Here is an 18,351-nt window from a genome sequence, read left to right on the forward strand (position 1 = left end):
CGCCCTCCCGGGTCCGCCGTGCGGCGGGCGTGCCAGGACCGCCACTCCTCGTCGGTCCACTCGGTGGCGAACAGCGGCCCCGGCGCGGTGCGTTCGGCCGGCAGCAGGTCGCCGATGCGGAAGCTCAGGGACATCGCGCGGCGGCGGGTCGCCTGGTGGATGAAGCGGATGCCGTCGCCGTCGGCGACCGCCAGGGACACGGACTCGTCGAGTTCGTCGGCCAGGGCGTCCGCGGGGGACGCCAGCAGCGCCGGCAGGCGCAGGGCGGCCAGGTAGGCGTTGCCCAGTTCCATGACGCGGGGGGCCAGCACGGCGTCCCGCCCGTCGTGGCGGACGTATCCCATGCGGGCGAGGGTCGCGACGATCCGGTCGACCGTCGAACGCGCCAGACCGGTGCTCCGCTCCAGTTCGCTCGGACTCGCCGTGCCGCCCGCGTCGGTCAGCCGGCGCAGCACGGCGATTCCGCGGATCAGCGGCGTGACCGCCTCCGCCGGAGCGGGCGCGGCGGCCCCGGGAGACGAGGCGGGCGCGGCGGCCCCGGGCGGCGGGGCGGGCGTCCTGGTCGCGGACATGCGGTGGATTCTCCGATACGGGCGGTACGGGGGTGCGGCGTCGGTACGGGGGACCGGGCGCCGCGCATCGGGGGTGGCGGGGCGGCCTGCCTGCCGCCCTGCGGTTGCCGTTGCCGCCCTACGGTAGCCCCGGGCCGTCCCCTCACCGGCCCGGGCCGCCCGTGGCCCGTCGTCCGGCCCTGGCCGGGGACCGGCCGGGGCGGGTCCTGGACGAAGCGGGTCCTGGCCGGGGCTGGCCGGGGATGACCGGACGTGTCCTGCCTACCGCCGGGTCACCCGCACCCGGTATCCGTCCTCGGAGTCCGTCTCCGCGACCGAGATCCGGATGCCCCTCTTCGGGTCCTTGAAGGTCTGGCCCGGGGCGAAGGGGGCGTCGGAGAGCTCGGCGTGGACGTTGGGGCTGCGGGTGCAGCCACCGCTGTCGGGGCGGGAGTCGTAGACCGTCACCGGGCCCATGCCGGTGTCGACGTCGGCGTCCACCTTGTAGATGAGGACGCCCGAGCGGCACACCGCCTCGTCGTTCCCGCCGCGTGCGCGCATTTCGACGGCGTAGCCGGTGCGGTCGCTGAGAGGGACGAAGACGAGTTTCGGTCCGCCCGCGCGCGCGAGAGGCGTCAGCGGGTACTCGGTCGTGCCCGGTGTCGCCGCGCAGGCGATCTGGGAGGCGTCCAGCCAGCCCAGTTTCCACTTGTGCCAGCCGAGCAGGTCGTTGTTGGCCCCCCAGTCCTCGCTCATGATGTCCCAGTGGCCGACGGCCCCGCCGCCCTCCTGGGTGTAGAGGTCGGGCAGGCCGAAGACATGGCCGTTCTCATGCGGCAGGACCCGGTAGCCGGTCCGGTCGTAGGAGCCGGAGCCGTCGTCCTGGCGGGAGTACACGAACGAGGCGTTCGCCACCGAGACCCCGTCGGCGACCGGGGCCTCCGCGTTCCCGGCGAACGTCACCGACAGCACCGTGTCCAGCGCGGAGGGGCCCGCGTTCGGGGTGATCAGCACGTTCAGGAGGTCGTAGTCGCGGAAGTCCACCGCGGGGTCGGCGGCGCCCACGATGTCCTGGACGAGCTCGCGGTAGCCGGGCTCGAACGGCGCGCCGCGCTCTATGCCGTACGCGTGGAACGACTTGGGCATGCGCAGCCAGTGCCGGACGGGCGTCTGGGCGCGGTAGTCGAGACGGCCGTAGGAAGCCGTGCGGAACCACTGCTCGGTCTGTGGGAAGAACTCGCGGTAGCGGCTCAGCGCGCTGCCCCGGCCGGGCGCGTCGGAGAAGTCGATCATGAGAGTGAGGGCGCGGACGACGCCGGTGGAGCGGGAGTAGCCGCCTGCGGTGGGCACCCCTTCGGACATCTGGACGGAGGCGCCCCCACTGATCATGCAGGGGGCGAGGGCGGCGGTGGGGGCCACGGTGAGGGGGCCGGCGCCGGCCGTCGTCGAGCCGGGGTCCGGGTCGAGGTGTCCGCTGCCCGCGGACGAGCTGAGGGCGAGCGTCAGGACGGTGACGGAGGCGAGCGCGGCGGCGCGGCGCGTGCGTATCCGACGGCGGCGGAGGTCCCGGGCAGTGCGCGCGGACTGCGGCTGCATGCGGGGGCCTTTCGCTCCGGGCAGCCACCGGTCGCCGGCTGCGTCCTGATCACCTCCTGATCACCCTCTTTGAGGGCGCACGCGGGCGCGCGCTGGAGGAGACCGATCGTGGGTTACCGGCCGGTACGGAATGGCGGCGGAGCGGCGGGGCCGTTGGAAGCGACGGGACCGGTGGGAGTGGCGGGAGCGGTGGAACTGGCGGGAGCGGTGGACGCGGCGGGGCCGGCGGAAGCGGTGGAGGCAGTGAGAGCGGCGGGGAAGCGGGGCGGTGAGGGCAGCGAGAGCAGTGAGGGCGGCGGGGTGGTGCGGGATGGGCGGACATGTGGCCCAGGTCACATCGAAAACTTCCGGGTCCGGGAAATAACCGGGGATGCCGTCCCCGTTTAGCTAGGGTGTCCGAGTGAAACGGGGACTCGCTCCCCGGATCGCAGCCACAGACGTCCGTGCCGCATCACGCGGCACACGAACCTCAGACAGGAGTACGCCGTGCAGACCGCGACCGCTGTCCCCGCAGAGCGCAAGGCGACCCGGCCTCGCGCCGACGCCCTGCGCAACCGGGAGCGGATCGTCTCCGCCGCCCGCGAGATGTTCACCGAGTTCGGCCCCGACGTGCCGCTCGACGAGATCGCCCGCCGGGCCGGCGTGGGCAATGCCACGGTGTACCGCAACTTCCCCGACCGGGACGCGCTGGTCCGCGAGGTCGTCTGCTCGGTGCTGGACCGCACGGTCCGGGCCGGACAGACCGCCCTCGCCGAGACCGGTGACGCGTTCGAGGCGCTGGAGCGCTTCGTGCACGTCTCTGCCGACGAGCGGATCAGCGCGCTGTGCCCGATGATCTCCAGCACCTTCGACGAGCACCACCCCGACCTCGAGGCCGCCCGCGAACGGTGCGAGCGGATCATCGAGGAGGTCATGGACCGCGCGAGGACGGCCGGGCAGCTCAGGCCCGACGTCGGCGTGGGGGACGTGATGATCGCGGTGGCGCAGCTCAGCAGGCCCCCGGCCGGTACGGCCTGCCCGAGCGCCGACCGCTTCGTCCACCGCCATCTGCAGCTGTTCCTGGACGGACTGCGGGCTCCCGCCTCCTCGGTGCTGCCGGGGGCGGCAATGACCATGGAGGATCTGCGCCGGCCCTGAGCGGCTGAGCGGCTGGTCCCTGACCGATTGGTTTCCCGTACCGCATCAGTCATCACCGAGCAGAGCTAGTCATCACGAGCAGTCACCACCGAGCAGTCACCACCGAGCAGTCAGAACCGCGCGGCCGTCACAAAAGCGGGCGACCGGCCGTCAGTGAAGATGTGCCGCCTCGTCGCTCCACCTCCTCTTCAGCCTCTTTCCGTCTCTTCACTTCAGCTTCTTCCGTTTTTCCGTCACGAAGTCCCGAAGCGGGTATTCCCATGTCTGAAACAGTCCAGAAGGCCTCGGCCCCGACCCCCGGCAAGGGGGGAGGGCCGGACGCCAACCGCTGGAAAGCGCTGGCCTTCATCGCCCTCGCCCAACTGATGGTCGTCCTCGACGCGACCATCGTGAACATCGCGATGCCCTCCGCCCAGCAGGACCTCGGCATCTCTGACGGCAACCGGCAGTGGATCGTCACCGCCTACGCCCTCGCCTTCGGCGGTCTGCTGCTGTTCGGCGGCCGCATAGCCGACCTGTGGGGCCGCAAGCGCGCCTTCGTCGTCGGCCTCGGCGGCTTCGCCGCCGCCTCCGCGCTCGGCGGCGCCGCCGTCAACGAGGCGATGATGTTCGGCGCCCGCGCGCTCCAGGGCGCGTTCGGCGCGCTGCTCGCGCCCGCCGCGCTCTCCTTGCTCGCCGTGATGTTCACGGACGCGAAGGAGCGCGCCAAGGCGTTCGGCATCTACGGTGCGATCGCAGGCGGCGGCGGCGCCGTCGGCCTGATCCTCGGCGGCTTCCTCACCGAGTACCTGGACTGGCGCTGGACGTTCTTCGTGAACATCCCGTTCGCGATCGTCGCCGCGGCCGGCGCGTACTTCGTCATCCGTGAGCCGGAGGGCGGCCGCAACCGTTCGCCGCTCGACATCCCGGGCGTCATCCTCTCCACCCTCGGTCTGGTCTCCCTGGTCTACGGCTTCACCCGCGCCGAGTCGGAGGGCTGGAGCGACTCCGTGACCATCGGCATGTTCGTCGCGGCAGCCGTCCTGCTGGCCGCCTTCGTGATCGTCGAGTCGAAGGTCAAGGCCCCGCTGCTGCCGCTGCGCGTGATCACCGAGCGCAACCGCGGCGGGATCTACCTCTCCCTCGGCCTCGCGATCATCTCGATGTTCGGCCTGTTCCTCTTCCTGACCTACTACCTGCAGATCGTGAAGGGCTACACGCCGGTCAAGACCGGGTTCGCCTTCCTCCCGATGATCGCGGGCATGATCACCGGCTCCACCCAGATCGGCACCCGTCTGATGACCCGGGTCGCCCCGCGTCTGCTGATGGGTCCCGGTTTCCTGGTCGCCGCCCTCGGCATGCTGCTGCTGACCCGGCTGGAGATCGACTCCTCGTACACGGCCGTGCTGATGCCGGCGATGCTGCTGCTCGGCCTCGGTATGGGTACGGCGTTCATGCCGGCCATGTCCCTGGCCACGTACGGCATCGAGCCGCGGGACGCCGGTGTCGCCTCCGCGATGGTCAACACCTCGCAGCAGGTGGGCGGCGCGATCGGCACCGCCCTGCTGAACACCATCGCCGCGTCCGCGACGACCTCGTACATCAAGGACCACGTCGCCGGCGCCGCCTCCAAGCCCCAGCAGCAGCTGGTGCAGCTGGAGGGCATGGTGCACGGCTACACCAGCGCCATCTGGTTCGCCGTCGGCATCCTGGTGGCGGCCGCCGCGATCGCCCTGACCTTCATCAACGCCGGCAAGCCGGACATGGGCGCGGTCGCGGGTTCGGGGTCGAAGGACGCCGAGGACGCGGTCCCGGTGATGGTCCACTGACCCGCTCGGGAGGTCCGATCCGCTCGGGAGGTCCGATCCGCTCGGGAGGTCCGATCCGCTCGGGAGGTCCGGCCGGCCCGGGCGGCTGACCCGCCCGGGCGGCTGACCCGCCCACGGGTCTAGCGGAGCCAGGGCAGGTCCGCACCCGCTTCGTTGGGCTGAAGTCCCTCGGCGATGATCTGCATGATCTCGCCGAGGGACTTCTGCTGTTCCGCGGAGAGCCGGTCGAACAAGGCGTTGCGCACGACGGCGACATGGCCGGGCGCGGCGCGCTTGAGCATGTCCAGACCCTCGTCCGTCAGTACGGCGAACTGGCCGCGCTTGTCGGAGGGGCAGTCCTCGCGGCGCACCCAGCCGTTCTTCTCCAGGCGCGCGATGGCGTGGGAGAGGCGGGAGCGGGTGATCTTGGCGTGCATGGCCAGTTCGGTCATCCGCAGTCGCCGGTGGGAGGACTCGGCGAGCTTGACCAGGAGGCCGTAGTAGACGTGCGGCATGCCCGCATCACGTTGCAGCTGCCGGTCCATGTGGTCCTCTAGGAGGGTGGTGGCGTGCACGTAGGAGCGCCAGACGAGCTGCTCCTCTGCGGTGAGCCAGCGCGGCTGCGGCTCGTCGACGGATGTGGGTGCCTTCTTCATGTACTCCACTGTAGACGCCGTCTCCTTGAAAATTAAATCAATTGGGAATATGCTCATGGCCGTTGACGTTTTAGATTTCAATCAACCATCGCGATCGACATCGTCCGGGAACCGGGCTCGGTCCGAACCCTGGAAGGAGTAGCTGCCATGTCCGCCGCAACTCAGGAGCGCGCCCTCCCCCAGGAACGCATGCCCGCGCTCTACCTCAGTCATGGCGCACCGCCGCTCGCGGACGACCCGCTCTGGCCCGGCGAACTCGCCGCCTGGTCGGCCGGTCTGCCCCGCCCCAAGGCGATCCTGATGGTCTCCGCCCACTGGGAGGAGGCCCCGCTCGCCCTCGGCGCCGTCGACCCCGTCCCCCTGGTCTACGACTTCTGGGGCTTCCCCGAGCACTACTACCGGGTGAAGTACGACGCCCCCGGCGCGCCCGAACTCGCCGAGAGCGTGCGCAAGCTGCTGCGCGCCCCGGGCATCCCCGTGCAGGACATCCCCGACCGCGGCCTCGACCACGGCGCCTACGTCCCGCTCGTCGAGATGTTCCCGGCCGCCGACGTCCCGGTCCTGCAGATCTCCATGCCGACGCTCGACCCCGTGAAGCTGATGGACATCGGCCGCAAGCTCGCGCCGCTCCGTGACGAGGGGGTCCTGATCGTCGGCTCCGGCTTCTTCACCCACAACCTGGCCGCGCTGCGGCACCCCGGCGGGGGAGTGCCCAGCTGGTCCTCGGAGTTCGACGACTGGGGCCGGCGCGCGCTGGAGACGCGGGACTGGGACGGTCTGCTCGACTTCCTCCACAAGGCCCCGGCCGGCCGGTACGCCCATCCGCGCACCGAGCATTTCGCCCCGCTCTTCGTGACCATGGGCACCGCGGAGGTGACCGGCGAGCTGGACGCGCAGAGGTCCGTGATCGACGGGTTCTGGATGGGGCTGGCGAAGCGGTCGGTGCAGTTCGGCTGACGCCCCCCGCGCACCTCGGCCCGGGGTGCAGCGGCTCGGCCGGGGGAGCCGCGCACGCCGACCGCGATTCGCGTCGACCGCGATTCGCGTCGCCTGCGGTTCGCGTCGACCGAGGCGTGCGTCGGCTGAGGTGTGCCTCGATCGAGGTGTGTCGAACGAGGTGTGTGTCGAACGAGGTGTGTGTCGACCGAGGTGCGCGGGCACCCGGCCCGGCGGGCCCGACGACGGGTCGCCGACGCTCAGAGGTCCTTCTCGTACCAGGCCACGTCCCAGTAGCGGCCGAACTTCCGGCCCACCTCCCGGTAGGTGCCGACGTGCCGGAACCCGAAGCGTTCGTGCAGCCGTGCGGAGGCTGCGTTGGGCTGCGCGATGCCCGCGTAGGCGCGGTGCAGATCCTCGTCCGCGAGCGCCTCGAAGAGCGCCTTGTAGAGCAGCGTGCCGATGCCGCGCCGGCCGGCGTCCGGGGCGACGTAGACCGTCACCTCCACCGACGTGGAGTAGGCCGCCTTGGGGCGGAAGGGGCTGGATGTGGCGTAACCCAGGATCGTCTGTGAGACGCCGTGGATGTCCTGTGAGTCCGTTTCCGTGGCAACCATCAGGCGGTACGGCCCGTCTTCAGGGTGGGAGAGCAGCCAAGGACGTCGCTCTTCCGGACTGAAGACCGCGGTGTCGAATGTGATGGGCGTCTCACGTACGTAGTGGTTGTAGAGGTCGGTGAGGGCTTCGAGGTCACCCTCGACTCCTGGCCTGACCTGCACCTCTGTACGTTCCGACGACATCGGCCCTCCTCGCGTGGTCGGACAGGGTACTGCAAGATCATCAAAATCGGGGTGCGGGTTGGGAATTCTGTCCTGATTCCAGTCGTTGTTTCCATCAGATGCCGGGCACCCGAGGAGAGTCGCAAGTTCCGAAAGTGACCGGGCGTCTGAAGGGCCACCCGCCGAACCTCCATCGCAAGGGAGCACGCATGGCAACCCGTGCCGTCGCCCGCCGCAAGTCCGCCACCGGCGAGACGAGCAGCGCGGCCCGCAGTGTTCGCGCCCATGGCGGCGAGATCGCCGACCGCGACCTGGTCGGCATGTACCTCGACGAGATCGCGCGCACACCCCTGCTCGACGCCGCGAAGGAAGTCGAGCTGTCTCAGATCATCGAGGCCGGCGTGTTCGCGCAGCAGGTCCTCGACGGGGAGGAGGAGTCCAGGGCGGCCGCCTCCCGCGAGGAGCTCGAGGCTCTGGTCGCGGACAGCGAGCGGGCCAAGGACGTGTTCATCCGTTCCAACCTCCGCCTGGTCGTCGCGGTCGCCCGCCGCTACCCCCGCAGCGGTCTTCCCCTCCTCGACCTCATCCAGGAGGGCAACGCGGGCCTGGTGCGCGCGGTCGAGAAGTTCGACTACCGCAAGGGCTTCAAGTTCTCCACGTACGCGACCTGGTGGATCCGTCAGGCCATCACCCGGTCGATAGCGGACCAGTCGCGCACGATCCGGCTGCCCGTCCACCTGGTGGAGGAGCTCGGCCGCATCCGCCGCGTACAGCGCGAGTTCAACCGTGAGAACGGCCGTGACCCGGAGCCCGCCGAGATCGCTGCCGAGCTCGGCTCCACCCCGGAGCGCGTCACCGACGTCCTGGACTGGGCCCGTGACCCGGTCTCGCTGAACATGTCGGTCGACGACCAGGGCGAGACGCAGTTCGGCGACCTGCTGGAGGACACCTCCGCGGTCTCGCCCGAGCAGTCCGTCCTCACCCTGCTGCGCAGCGAGGAGCTGGACGGCCTGATCGACCGTCTCGACCCGCGGACCGCCTCCATCATCAAGATGCGCTACGGCATCGACGACGGCCGCGAGCGCACCCTGACCGAGGTCGGCAAGGAGCACGGGCTGACGAGGGAGCGCATCCGCCAGATCGAGAAGCACGCCCTGCTGGAACTGAAGAAGCTGGCCCGCGACACAGGCTTCGAAGCGGCGGCGTAGCCGGTCACCGTTCACCGGCCCCCGCCCTGACGGGAGTTGCCGCCGGGCGACCGTCCCGAGCGAGCGGAGGTCTGGGGCATCCTGGATCGCTGGATCGCTGGATCGCTGGATCGCTGGATCGGCGGATCGGCGGATCGGCGGATCGGCGGATCGGCGGATCGGCGGATCGGCGGATCGGTGCGGCGGGGTGGCGGGGTGGCCGGTATCGGTGACGCGGGCGCACCCTGCCGCCGGTGCGGTGCCGCCGCTCCGGCGCGGTCGCTCACTGCGGCAGCTGTGACGTCTTCCGGACGGCCGGTGGTGCGGGCGCCGGCCGGTTCGGGCCGTCTGCGACGTGGGCGGAGGCCGGTTCGCTTCGGTCGCGCAAGGGCGGTCGGGGTGCTGTGAACGTGCTGTGGGCGTGCTGTGGTGTGGGGTTTCCGCCCGCGTGCGCCCGGTGGCGGGGACCGCGCAAACATGGCGCGGGAACGCCGCTTCAATCGGGAGATGCGGGGAAAAAGACTTCTGAGCACGGGAGTTCGGGCCGACTGGACCCTGTAGCCCTTCCCGAGACCCAGCTCTTCCCGAGACCTTCGCACCACGCGAGTGAGCCAAGTCCCGACGCACATCCCCCCGGTGCCGGGACTGTCCAGAGCCGGGCTTCGGCGCCTCTCCCCCCAGGCGCCGGGGCCCGGCTCCTTTTCGGCGCGGGGGAGTGGCGGGCGCACATGCCCGCGTGCCTGAGATCGCGGCGCACGCGGACACGCCAAGAGGCGGGGCACCCCGTACCTGAACCACGGGGTGGCCCGCCCGAATGGCAGATTGTGCCACATGGGCATAGCCTGCCGACGTGATCAGCTCGACCCCCTCCGCCGGCTCGGCTTCGCTGACCGAACGGCGCAAAGCGGCGACCCGGATGGAGATCGCCCGGGCGGCGGCCGGCCTCTTCGTCAGCCGGGGCCTGAAGGCCACCCGCGCCGAGGACATCGCCCAGGCCGCGGGCATCGCCCCTCGCACCTTCTACCGCTACTTCGCGACCAAGGAGGAGGCGGTCGCCCCCCTCTACTCGGCGGGCGCCGAGCGCTGGGCGCAGGCGCTGCGCGAGGCCCCGGCCGAACTGCCGGTGCCGCAGGCTCTCGAACACGCCGTGCGGCACACTCTCGTCACCGGCCGTGGGGTCTCGGCGGCCTCCTGGGAATGGGTCCGCACCCTGATCCGGCTGGCCGGAGCCAGCCCCGCCCTCGGGAAGGTGTGGGCGGAGGTCTGCCACGCCTCGGAGACCACGATCGCTGAGGTCCTGGCCGAACGGGCGGCTGCCACCGAGGCCAGGACGTCCTCCCCGCAGGCCTCGCCCTCGACCGCCGCGGCAACCGCCGCGGCAACCGCCGCGGCAACCTCCGAGGCTCCTGACGCGCCCGGCGATTCGGTCGGGATTCATGCTGCGAACGGGACCCAGGCTGTCGGCGGGACGGCCGCCGATGCCGGTGCCGACGGCGACCCGCCCGAGGGCAGCGACCTGTCCGGTGCCGGTGCCCTCGCCTCCGAGGCGCCCGATCCCTCCGAGGCGCCCGATGCCACCGAGGCGCCCCTGGCCTCCCCGCGCCAGCGCTTCACCGCCGCCGTGGCCAGTGCCGCCGTCCGGGTCGCGGTGGAGAGCTGGGCGGTGACCGACGCCGCGCCGACCGGTCCGCAGGGCCCGGCCGAGCTGGCGCTGCACAACCTGCGGGATCTGCACGGGTTCGCGTGGGAAGCGAGACCGGCGCAGCGGACGTGACGCCGGGTGGGGCGGCGCGACCGAGTTCCCTGATCCTGGCCCCCCGTCCCGGGCCCGCCCCGCCCCCGGGCGGGGCTCACTGTCCCGAGCTCTCCCCGGGCCGGGCTGACCGCCCGCCCCCGGATCGGGCTCAGCGCTTGCGGTCGGCTCGCCGGCTCCCGGCGGGGCCTGCGTTTCCGGCCCCGGCTCGCCGCCCCGGCTCGCCGCCCCGGCGGGGCCCGCGTTGCCGGCCCGGCTCGCCGGGTCCTCGGTGGGGCTCAGGGGCTCCGGCGCGGTTGCGGGACGTCGTCCGTGTCCGCTTTCGTGCCCGCCTCCGCCTCCGCCTCCGTGCCGCTCGGTGATCCGGTCTGTGCCGCTCGCCCGAGGCGTCCGCTCAACTCCCGTGCGGAGTCGGCCAGTTCCTGCGGCTCCCGGACGGAGAACTCGTACCCCAGCATCGCGAACCGGACCGCCAACCACTCCACCGGATCGCTCGTGGTCCCCCGCAGCCGGCACCGGCGCACGCCTTCGTCCTCCGCGTCTCCCGTCTCGGACGGGTCCGCCGCGACCGACGTGCTCAGCCAGGACGGCAGGCGGGACGCCACCAGCTCGGCGGGCGCGTCGAAGGTGACGTCGTACGCGTACTCGTCCATGTCCGGGCGCCGTTGGATGGACCGCCGGAGGTATTCCGCCGCACTGCCCGTCGGCAGCTCGCGCGGCGCGAAGCGGGAGCCGGTCGCGAAGGGGTCCCGGACCCGGTCGACGCGGAAGGTCCGCCAGTCCTGGCGGTCGAGGTCGTACGCCACGAGATACCAGCGCCGGCCCGTGGACACCAGTCGGTAGGGCTCGGTCAGCCGCCGCGACTCCGTGCCGTCCTTCGCGCGGTAGGCGAACCGCAGCCGCTCCTGCCCGGCGACCGTCGAGGCCATGACGGTCAGCGTCTCGGGTGCGATGCTCGCGCCGTCGCCGCTGGTCAGCGGCGTGGTCGCGGCCTGGAGGGTGGAGACGCGGTGGCGCAGCCTGGCCGGCAGCACCTGTTCCAGTTTGGCGAGGGCCCGTACGGAGGCCTCGTCGACGCCCTCCAGCGCGTGCCCCGCGCCGGCCCGCAGGCCGACGGCGATCGCCACGGCCTCCTCGTCGTCGAGCACGAGCGGCGGCATCGCCTTGCCCGCGACCAGCCGGTATCCGCCGTCCGAGCCCTTGCTGGCCTCGACGGGATACCCGAGTTCGCGCAGCCGGTCGATGTCCCGCCGGACCGTGCGCCGGGAGACCCCGAGGCGGTCCGCGAGCTCGCCGCCGGGCCATTCGCGGGGCGTCTGGAGGATGGAGAGGAGTTGCAGCAGCCGAGCCGGAGTGTCCGTCGTCATGCTTCGAGGATGCCGCACCACTAGGACATGATCTGACCTATTGCGGTCCTACAGTCGCACTATGAACGACACGGACACCTCCACCGGGAACGAGAACGAGGCCGCGCCCGCCGCTCGGGCCATCGACACCGGGACCGTCGCCACGACATCGGGCACGGCCGGCGCGCCGGGCGACCGCCGCCGCTGGTTCGCGCTCGCGATCGTGATGACCGCGGCTTTCATGGACCTCGTAGACGTCACCATCGTCAACATCGCGATCCCCTCCATCCGGGAGGACGCGGGCGCCTCCTGGAGCCAGATCCAGTGGATCACTGCCGGTTACGCGCTCGCCTTCGCCGCCGGGCTCATCACGGGCGGCCGGCTCGGCGACATCCACGGCCGCAAGCGGCTGTTCCTCATCGGAATCGGAGGCTTCACCCTCGCCTCCGCGCTGTGCGGCTTCGCTGTGAACCCGGAGATGCTGGTCGCCTCACGCATCCTGCAGGGCGGCATGGCGGCGATGATGGTCCCGCAGGTGCTGTCGATCGTGCACGCCACCTTCCCGGCGCACGAGCGGGGGAAGGTGTTCGGGCTCTTCGGCGCGATCGTGGGGCTGGGAGCAGTCTCCGGGCCGCTGCTCGGCGCGCTGCTGACGGAATGGAACCTGTTCGGGCTGGAGTGGCGGCCGATCTTCCTGATCAACCTGCCGGTCGGCGTCGCGGGACTGGTCCTCGGCAGCCGGTTCATCACGGAGTCCAAGGCCCCGAAGGCGCTGAAGCTGGACCTGGTGGGCGTCGTCCTGGTGACCCTCGGTCTGCTGATGCTTCTCTACCCGCTCACCCGCGGCCGTGAGCTCGGCTGGCCGGTGTGGGGGTACGTGTCGATGGCGGGTGCGCTGGGCGTCTTCGGGGCGCTGGTCGCCTACGAGCGGCGCAAGGGCGCGCGGGACGGTTCGCCGCTGATCGAGCTCTCCCTCTTCCGGGTGCGGAGCTTCGCGGCGGGCGTCGCCGTGCAGACCGTCTTCGGGATCGCCCTCGGCGTCTTCTTCCTGGTGTGGACGCTGTACATGCAGACCGGCCTCGGCTGGAGCCCGTTGAAGGCGGGGCTGACCGGTGTCCCGTTCTCGATCGCGGTGTCCGTGGCCGCCGGGATGTCCGTGCAGAAGCTGACTCCGCGCTTCGGGCGCAAGGTGCTCCAGGCGGGCGCCCTGACGATGACCCTCGGCGTGCTCCTCTACATCTGGGAGTCCGAGCGCTACGGCCTCGGCATCGCCCCCTGGCAGATGGCGCTGCCGCTGGTCGTGATGGGCGCGGGCATGGGCCTGATCTTCGCCCCGCTGACCGACGCGGTGTTGTCGGAGGTGCCGCGCGAGCACGCGGGCTCGGCGTCGGGACTCATCAACACCGTGCAGCAGATGGGCAACGCGCTCGGTCTCGGACTGGTCGCGGTGGTCTTCTTCGGCGAGATCGGCGACCGGCTGACCCCGGCCGAGGTCGGCCCCACGTTCGTGAACGCCTTCCAGCACGCGCTGGGCTGGGTGGCGCTGGTGATGTTCGGGATCTTCCTGCTGATGTTCGCTCTGCCGAAGCGGTCGGCGCAGCACCTGGACGGCCTCGAGGACTTGCCGGAGGCGACGTCCTCCGAGGGCCTGGAGCAGGAGAAGGAGCGCGAGTTCGCCGGCTGAGCAGGCGGCTGAACAGGCGGCTGAACGTGCGGCTGAGCAGGAGTTCTTCGGGTGATCCCGGGTGGGTCGACCGAGCCCGCTGACCGCGCGTTCGCTGCGAGGGGCCCGTCACCGGGGAGGTGACGGGCCCCTCGCAGCGTGGGCGCCCGGGACGGAACGCCGCCGGGGGTATCGGGCCCATGCCCGTTCATGCCCGTTCATGCCCGGATCGCGCCCGAACTTGTTTACTTCTCGGAAATCCGGGCGTAGTCTCCGTGACGAAACCACAATTTCGGGCACAAAACGTGGTGGTGGCAGGAGCGTCAGGAGGGGAACGGGCATGTACGCACCGGAGCGGCAGCAGGAGATCCTGCGGCTCGCCCGCGACGCCGGCCGGGTGGACGTCCTGTCACTGGCCGAGGAGTTCCAGGTCACCGCGGAGACCGTCCGCCGCGACCTGAAGGCCCTCGACCGCGCCGGCCTGGTGCGCCGGGTCCACGGCGGCGCCATACCGGTCGGACGCCTCGACTTCGAGCCGGACCTCGCCGAACGCGAGGGCACGTCCATCGACGAGAAGGACCGCATCGCCAAGGCGGCCCTCGCCGAACTGCCGGCCGAGGGCACGATGATCCTCGACGCCGGCACGACGGTGGCCCGTCTCGCCGCGGCCCTGCCGCTGGAGGCCGAGCTGACCGTCGTCACGCACAGCCTGCCCATCGCGGCCCGTCTCGCGGACCACCCCGGGATGCAGCTCCATCTCATCGGGGGGCGCGTACGGCACCGCACGCGCGCTGCCGTGGACGCGTGGGCGCTGCGCGCGTACGGCGAGATCCGCGCCGACGTCCTGTTCCTCGCCGCCAACGGCTTCTCCGCCGAGCACGGGCTGACCACCCCCGATCTTGCCGAGGCCGCGGTGAAGAGGGCGGCCGTCGCGGCCGCACGCCGTGTGGTGCTGCTCGCCGACTCCTCCAAGCACGGCCAGGAGCACTTCGCCCGCTTCGGCGACCTGAGCGACGTGGACCTGCTGATCACCGACAGCGGGCTCAGCGACGACGACGCGGCCGCCCTCGAGCGCGGCGGCACGGAAGTGGTACGAGCATGAGCGGCACGGAAGCGGTACGAGCATGAGCGGCACCAAGGGCGCCGACCGCGCCCATGGCAGCGCGGGCGTGATCCTCACCGTCACCCCCAACCCCTCCCTCGACCGTACCTACGAGGTTCCCGCCCTGGACCGCGGCGAAGTCATCCGTGCCACCGGTGAGCGGATGGACCCCGGCGGCAAGGGCGTGAACGTGTCGCGCGCGGTCGCGGCCACCGGACGGCGCACGGTCGCCGTGCTGCCCCTGGGCGGTGCGCCCGGCGCGCTCGTCGCCGAACTGCTCGACGCGCAGGGCATCGAGGTCGCGCCGGTCCCGGTCGCCGGAGCCACCCGTTCGAACATCGCCCTCGCCGAGTCGGACGGCGTCCTGACGAAGATCAACGCGCCCGGACCCGAGCTGTCCGCCGAGGAACAGGAACGGCTTCTGGAGACGGTGCGCGAGCAGTCGCGCGGCGCGGACTGGATCGCCTGCTGCGGAAGCCTGCCCCGCGGGCTCACGCCCTCCTGGTACGCCGAGGTGGTGGCACGGGCGCACGCCGCAGGCGCCCGCATCGCGCTGGACACCTCGGGGCCTGCCCTGCTCGAGGCGCTGCGCGAGCGGCCCGACGTGGTGAAGCCGAACGCCGAGGAACTCGCGGAAGCCGTCGGACGCCCCCTGGCGACCGTCGGCGACGCGGTGAAGGCGGCGGAGGAGCTGCGCGGAATGGGCGCCCGTGCCGTGCTCGCCAGCCTGGGCGCCGACGGGCAGCTGCTCGTGGAGGACACCGGCACCTGGTTCGCGAGTGCCCGCGTGGCCGTCGTGCGCAGCAACGTCGGAGCGGGCGACTCCTCCCTCGCCGGCTTCCTCGTCGCCGGCGGCAGCGGCCCGGCGGCGCTCGCCTCCGCCGTCGCGCACGGCGCGGCCGCCGTCCAGCTGCCCGGCAGCGTGATGCCGACCCCGTCCGATCTGGACCCGGCGGCGGTGACGGTCACGGCGCAGGTGCCGGTGGACCGTCGACTGGAGGAGCCGGTGTCATGACGACGACTCACACGCGCCCCGCGGCGCTCGGCGGGCCGGCCCGTGAACGGCGAGCCGCCCCGTCACTCGCCGCCCCGTACGGTCGGCAGGGCATCCTGAGCCGCCCTGCCGACCAGGGGAAGCAGGACCCGAACCCTCCTGCGACCCCCCGGAGGCGGGGTTTCCCCGGCCCCGCCTCCGGCCTCCCCGGAATGCCCGGCGCAGTTCACCGACCCTCCCTCTCCATCCGTCTCCCCGTCTCCACCCGCTTCCCCGTCCCCACCCACCTCTCCGTCCCCCCTCCCGCCCACCGCACCACTCCCCGGGCGATACGCGTGCGAAGGAGCCCGCGATGAGCGACATGATCACCGCGGACCTGGTCGACCTCGACCTGTCCGCCGAAACGAAGGAAGCGGCGGCGCGGTCCCTCGCCGAGCGCATGGTGGCCCTGAGCAGGGTGACCGACCTCGAGGGCTTCCTCGCCGACGTGGCCGCCCGCGAGGCCCAGATGCCGACCGGCCTCGACGGCGGCATCGGCATCCCGCACTGCCGCAGCGCCCACGTCACCGAGCCGACCCTCGCCTTCGGCCGCAGCGCGGCGGGCGTCGACTTCGGCGCCGCGGACGGCCCCGCCGACCTGATCTTCCTCATCGCCGCCCCGGCCGGCGCCGACGACGCCCATCTGACGATCCTGTCGTCCCTGGCCCGTCAGCTGATGAACGCCGAGTTCACCGACGCGTTGCGCGCGGCGGGCGACCCGGCGTCCGCCGCGGCGCTGATCCGCGGTGACGAGGCCCCGGCCGCCACGACATCCGCGACCCCCGGAACCACGTCGGAGACCCCTGGAACCCCCTCGGGGACCTCCGGAACTGCGTCGGGGACCTCCGGAATCACCTCGGGCACCTCCGGGACCGCCTCGGAGACTCCCGGAACCACGACGGGAACCTCCGGAACCACGACGGGAACCTCCGGAACCACCTCTGAGACGTCCGTGGGCCCCGAAGTCCGGGCCGTGGACGCCTCCGCAGACTCCGTGCCGGCGTCGGCGGCGGCCTCCGCCGACGCCGGCACGGCTCCCGCCGGGGACCCGGCCGTCCCCGCTCCGGCGAGCGCCCGCCCCTTCCGGATCGTTGCCGTCACCTCCTGCCCCACCGGCATCGCCCACACCTACATGGCGGCCGAGTCGCTGGAGAACGCGGGCCGCGAGGCAGGCGTCGAACTGGTCGTCGAGACGCAGGGCTCCGCCGGTTTCACCCGGCTCGGCCCCGCGGTCATCGCCGACGCGGACGGCGTGATCTTCGCCCACGACGTGCCCGTACGGGAGAAGGAACGGTTCGCCGGCAAGCCGACCGTGGACGTCGGCGTGAAGGCCGGCATCAACAAGCCCGCCCAGCTGATCGCCGACGTGCGCGGCAAGGCCGCTCGCGGAGAGACCACCGGGAGCGCCAAGGGCGGCGGCACGCCCGTCGAGCGGGCCGGCGAATCCGGCGACGGCTACGGAACCAAGCTGCGCAAGTGGCTGATGACCGGCGTCAGTTACATGGTCCCGTTCGTCGCCGCGGGCGGTCTGCTGATCGCCCTGGGCTTCGCCGTCGGCGGCTGGGAGATCAACAAGGCGCCCTCGGTCATGGAGCACTTCTCCTGGACCCAGGTCGACAGCTGGGGCGCGCTGCTGTTCCAGATCGGCGGGGTCGCCTTCGGCTTCCTCATCCCGGTCCTCGCCGGCTACATCGCCTACGGCATGGCCGACCGCCCCGGACTCGTCCCCGGCTTCGTCGGCGGAATGATCGCCTCCAACATCGCGGCCGGCTTCCTCGGCGGCCTGGTCGCCGGTCTGCTGGCGGGCGGCGTCGTCCTCGCGATCCAGCGCATCAGGATCCCGGCAGTGCTGCGCGGCATCATGCCCGTGGTGGTGATCCCGCTGATCTCGTCGCTGGTCGTCGGCTTCCTGATGTTCGTGGTGGTCGGCAAGCCCATCGCCGAGGCCCAGAAGAGCATGACGGACTGGCTGGCCGGGCTCTCCGGCGCCAACGCCGTCCTGCTGGGCGTGCTGCTCGGCCTGATGATGTGCTTCGACCTCGGGGGCCCGGTCAACAAGGTCGCGTACGCCTTCGCCACGGCCGGCATCGCCGTTCAGGATCCCAGCGACTCCGCGATGAAGGTCATGGCCGCCGTGATGGCGGCGGGCATGGTCCCGCCGCTGGGCATGGCGCTGGCGACCGTCGTCCGCAAGAAGCTCTTCACGCCGACCGAACGCGAGAACGGCAAGGCCGCCTGGGTGCTGGGCGCGTCCTTCATCTCCGAGGGCGCGATCCCGTTCGCCGCCGCGGACCCGTTGCGCGTCATCCCCGCCTCGATGGCGGGCGGCGCGGTCACCGGAGCCCTGTCGATGGCCTTCGGCGCCACCCTGCGCGCCCCGCACGGCGGCATCTTCGTGGTCCCGCTGATCGGCAGCCCGTTCCTGTACCTGCTCGCCGTCGCGGCGGGCGTGTGCGTGACGACGGCCCTGGTCATCGTCCTCAAGGGGCTGCGCAAGCCGCTCGCCGATGCGGGGGCGGCGGAACCCGGGACGACGGATGAGGCCGCAGCCGCGACGGCGGCGGAGCCGAAGCAGCCGGTGGCCGCGTAACGCCCGCGCCGGAGCCTGCGCACCCCGGGGGCCTGCCCCCACGCCCCCGGGGGCGTGAGCCTCGGGCCTGCGGCCCCGGCCCCGGCCTCGGGCCTGCGGCCCCGGCCCCGGCCTCGGGCCTGCGGCCCCGGCCCCGGCCTCGGGCCTGCGGCCCCGGCCCCGGCCTCGGGCCTGCGGCCCCGGCCCCGGCCTCGGGCCTGCGGCCCCGGCCCCGGCCTCGGGCCTGCGGCCCCGG

The 18,351-nt window shown here is 72.2% G+C and carries 14 protein-coding genes; 9 read left to right on the forward strand and 5 right to left on the reverse strand.

The annotated features are described in order from the left end of the window. Positions 1 to 572 (reverse strand): IclR family transcriptional regulator (locus tag ACN6LD_RS36675; RefSeq protein WP_445045413.1); only part of this gene is annotated, 572 nt, incomplete at its 3' end. A 261-nt stretch (positions 573 to 833) separates the two neighbouring features. Continuing rightward, positions 834 to 2,147: a M6 family metalloprotease domain-containing protein gene (locus ACN6LD_RS36680; RefSeq protein WP_445045414.1), complete on the reverse strand. Its 1,314-nt coding sequence runs from the start codon at positions 2,145 to 2,147 to the stop codon at positions 834 to 836. 486 nt (positions 2,148 to 2,633) lie between these two features. Here ACN6LD_RS36680 and ACN6LD_RS36685 point away from each other — a divergent pair, with 486 nt between their 5' ends. Together ACN6LD_RS36685 and ACN6LD_RS36690 are read left to right on the forward strand one after the other, a co-directional pair. Further along, positions 2,634 to 3,284: a TetR/AcrR family transcriptional regulator gene (locus tag ACN6LD_RS36685; protein ID WP_319196104.1), complete on the forward strand. Its 651-nt coding sequence runs from the start codon at positions 2,634 to 2,636 to the stop codon at positions 3,282 to 3,284. Between the two features lie 260 nt (positions 3,285 to 3,544). Beyond that, positions 3,545 to 5,092 carry an MFS transporter gene (locus ACN6LD_RS36690; RefSeq protein WP_319196103.1) on the forward strand — a complete coding sequence of 516 codons (1,548 nt, stop codon included), beginning with the start codon at positions 3,545 to 3,547 and terminating at the stop codon, positions 5,090 to 5,092. Between the two features lie 119 nt (positions 5,093 to 5,211). Here the strand turns inward: ACN6LD_RS36690 and ACN6LD_RS36695 are convergent, their stop codons facing one another. Next, positions 5,212 to 5,727 carry a MarR family winged helix-turn-helix transcriptional regulator gene (locus tag ACN6LD_RS36695; protein ID WP_319196102.1) on the reverse strand — a complete coding sequence of 172 codons (516 nt, stop codon included), beginning with the start codon at positions 5,725 to 5,727 and terminating at the stop codon, positions 5,212 to 5,214. A 147-nt stretch (positions 5,728 to 5,874) separates the two neighbouring features. Between ACN6LD_RS36695 and ACN6LD_RS36700 the strand changes: the two genes are divergently transcribed. Further along, positions 5,875 to 6,684: a dioxygenase family protein gene (locus tag ACN6LD_RS36700; RefSeq protein ID WP_445045415.1), complete on the forward strand. Its 810-nt coding sequence runs from the start codon at positions 5,875 to 5,877 to the stop codon at positions 6,682 to 6,684. 239 nt (positions 6,685 to 6,923) lie between these two features. Here the strand turns inward: ACN6LD_RS36700 and ACN6LD_RS36705 are convergent, their stop codons facing one another. Then, entirely contained in the window at positions 6,924 to 7,463 is a 540-nt protein-coding gene (locus tag ACN6LD_RS36705) for a GNAT family N-acetyltransferase (RefSeq protein WP_445045416.1), read from the reverse strand. A 188-nt stretch (positions 7,464 to 7,651) separates the two neighbouring features. Between ACN6LD_RS36705 and ACN6LD_RS36710 the strand changes: the two genes are divergently transcribed. Together ACN6LD_RS36710 and ACN6LD_RS36715 are read left to right on the forward strand one after the other, a co-directional pair. Beyond that, positions 7,652 to 8,650 (forward strand): sigma-70 family RNA polymerase sigma factor, encoded by a 999-nt coding sequence (locus tag ACN6LD_RS36710; protein WP_319196098.1) that lies wholly within the window; start codon positions 7,652 to 7,654, stop codon positions 8,648 to 8,650. 832 nt (positions 8,651 to 9,482) lie between these two features. Further along, the gene (locus ACN6LD_RS36715) at positions 9,483 to 10,403 is read left to right on the forward strand and encodes a TetR family transcriptional regulator (RefSeq protein ID WP_445045419.1); all 921 of its coding nucleotides are present in this window, start codon (positions 9,483 to 9,485) and stop codon (positions 10,401 to 10,403) included. Positions 10,404 to 10,660: 257 nt separating this feature from the next. Here the strand turns inward: ACN6LD_RS36715 and ACN6LD_RS36720 are convergent, their stop codons facing one another. Next, positions 10,661 to 11,749, reverse strand: coding sequence for a helix-turn-helix transcriptional regulator (locus ACN6LD_RS36720; protein ID WP_445045417.1), 1,089 nt, complete (start codon positions 11,747 to 11,749; stop codon positions 10,661 to 10,663). A gap of 205 nt (positions 11,750 to 11,954) precedes the next feature. Between ACN6LD_RS36720 and ACN6LD_RS36725 the strand changes: the two genes are divergently transcribed. From ACN6LD_RS36725 to ACN6LD_RS36740, 4 genes are all read left to right on the forward strand, one after another. After that, positions 11,955 to 13,412: an MFS transporter gene (locus tag ACN6LD_RS36725; RefSeq protein WP_319197782.1), complete on the forward strand. Its 1,458-nt coding sequence runs from the start codon at positions 11,955 to 11,957 to the stop codon at positions 13,410 to 13,412. A 319-nt stretch (positions 13,413 to 13,731) separates the two neighbouring features. Then, positions 13,732 to 14,493 (forward strand): DeoR/GlpR family DNA-binding transcription regulator, encoded by a 762-nt coding sequence (locus ACN6LD_RS36730; RefSeq protein WP_319197781.1) that lies wholly within the window; start codon positions 13,732 to 13,734, stop codon positions 14,491 to 14,493. Between the two features lie 67 nt (positions 14,494 to 14,560). Next, positions 14,561 to 15,508: a 1-phosphofructokinase gene (gene pfkB, locus ACN6LD_RS36735; protein ID WP_319197784.1), complete on the forward strand. Its 948-nt coding sequence runs from the start codon at positions 14,561 to 14,563 to the stop codon at positions 15,506 to 15,508. Positions 15,509 to 15,839: 331 nt separating this feature from the next. Then, the gene (locus ACN6LD_RS36740; RefSeq protein ID WP_445045418.1) at positions 15,840 to 18,116 is read left to right on the forward strand and encodes a PTS fructose transporter subunit IIABC; all 2,277 of its coding nucleotides are present in this window, start codon (positions 15,840 to 15,842) and stop codon (positions 18,114 to 18,116) included. Positions 18,117 to 18,351: the final 235 nt, after the last annotated feature.

It is taken from the genome of Streptomyces sp. SAS_272, from assembly GCF_052543235.1.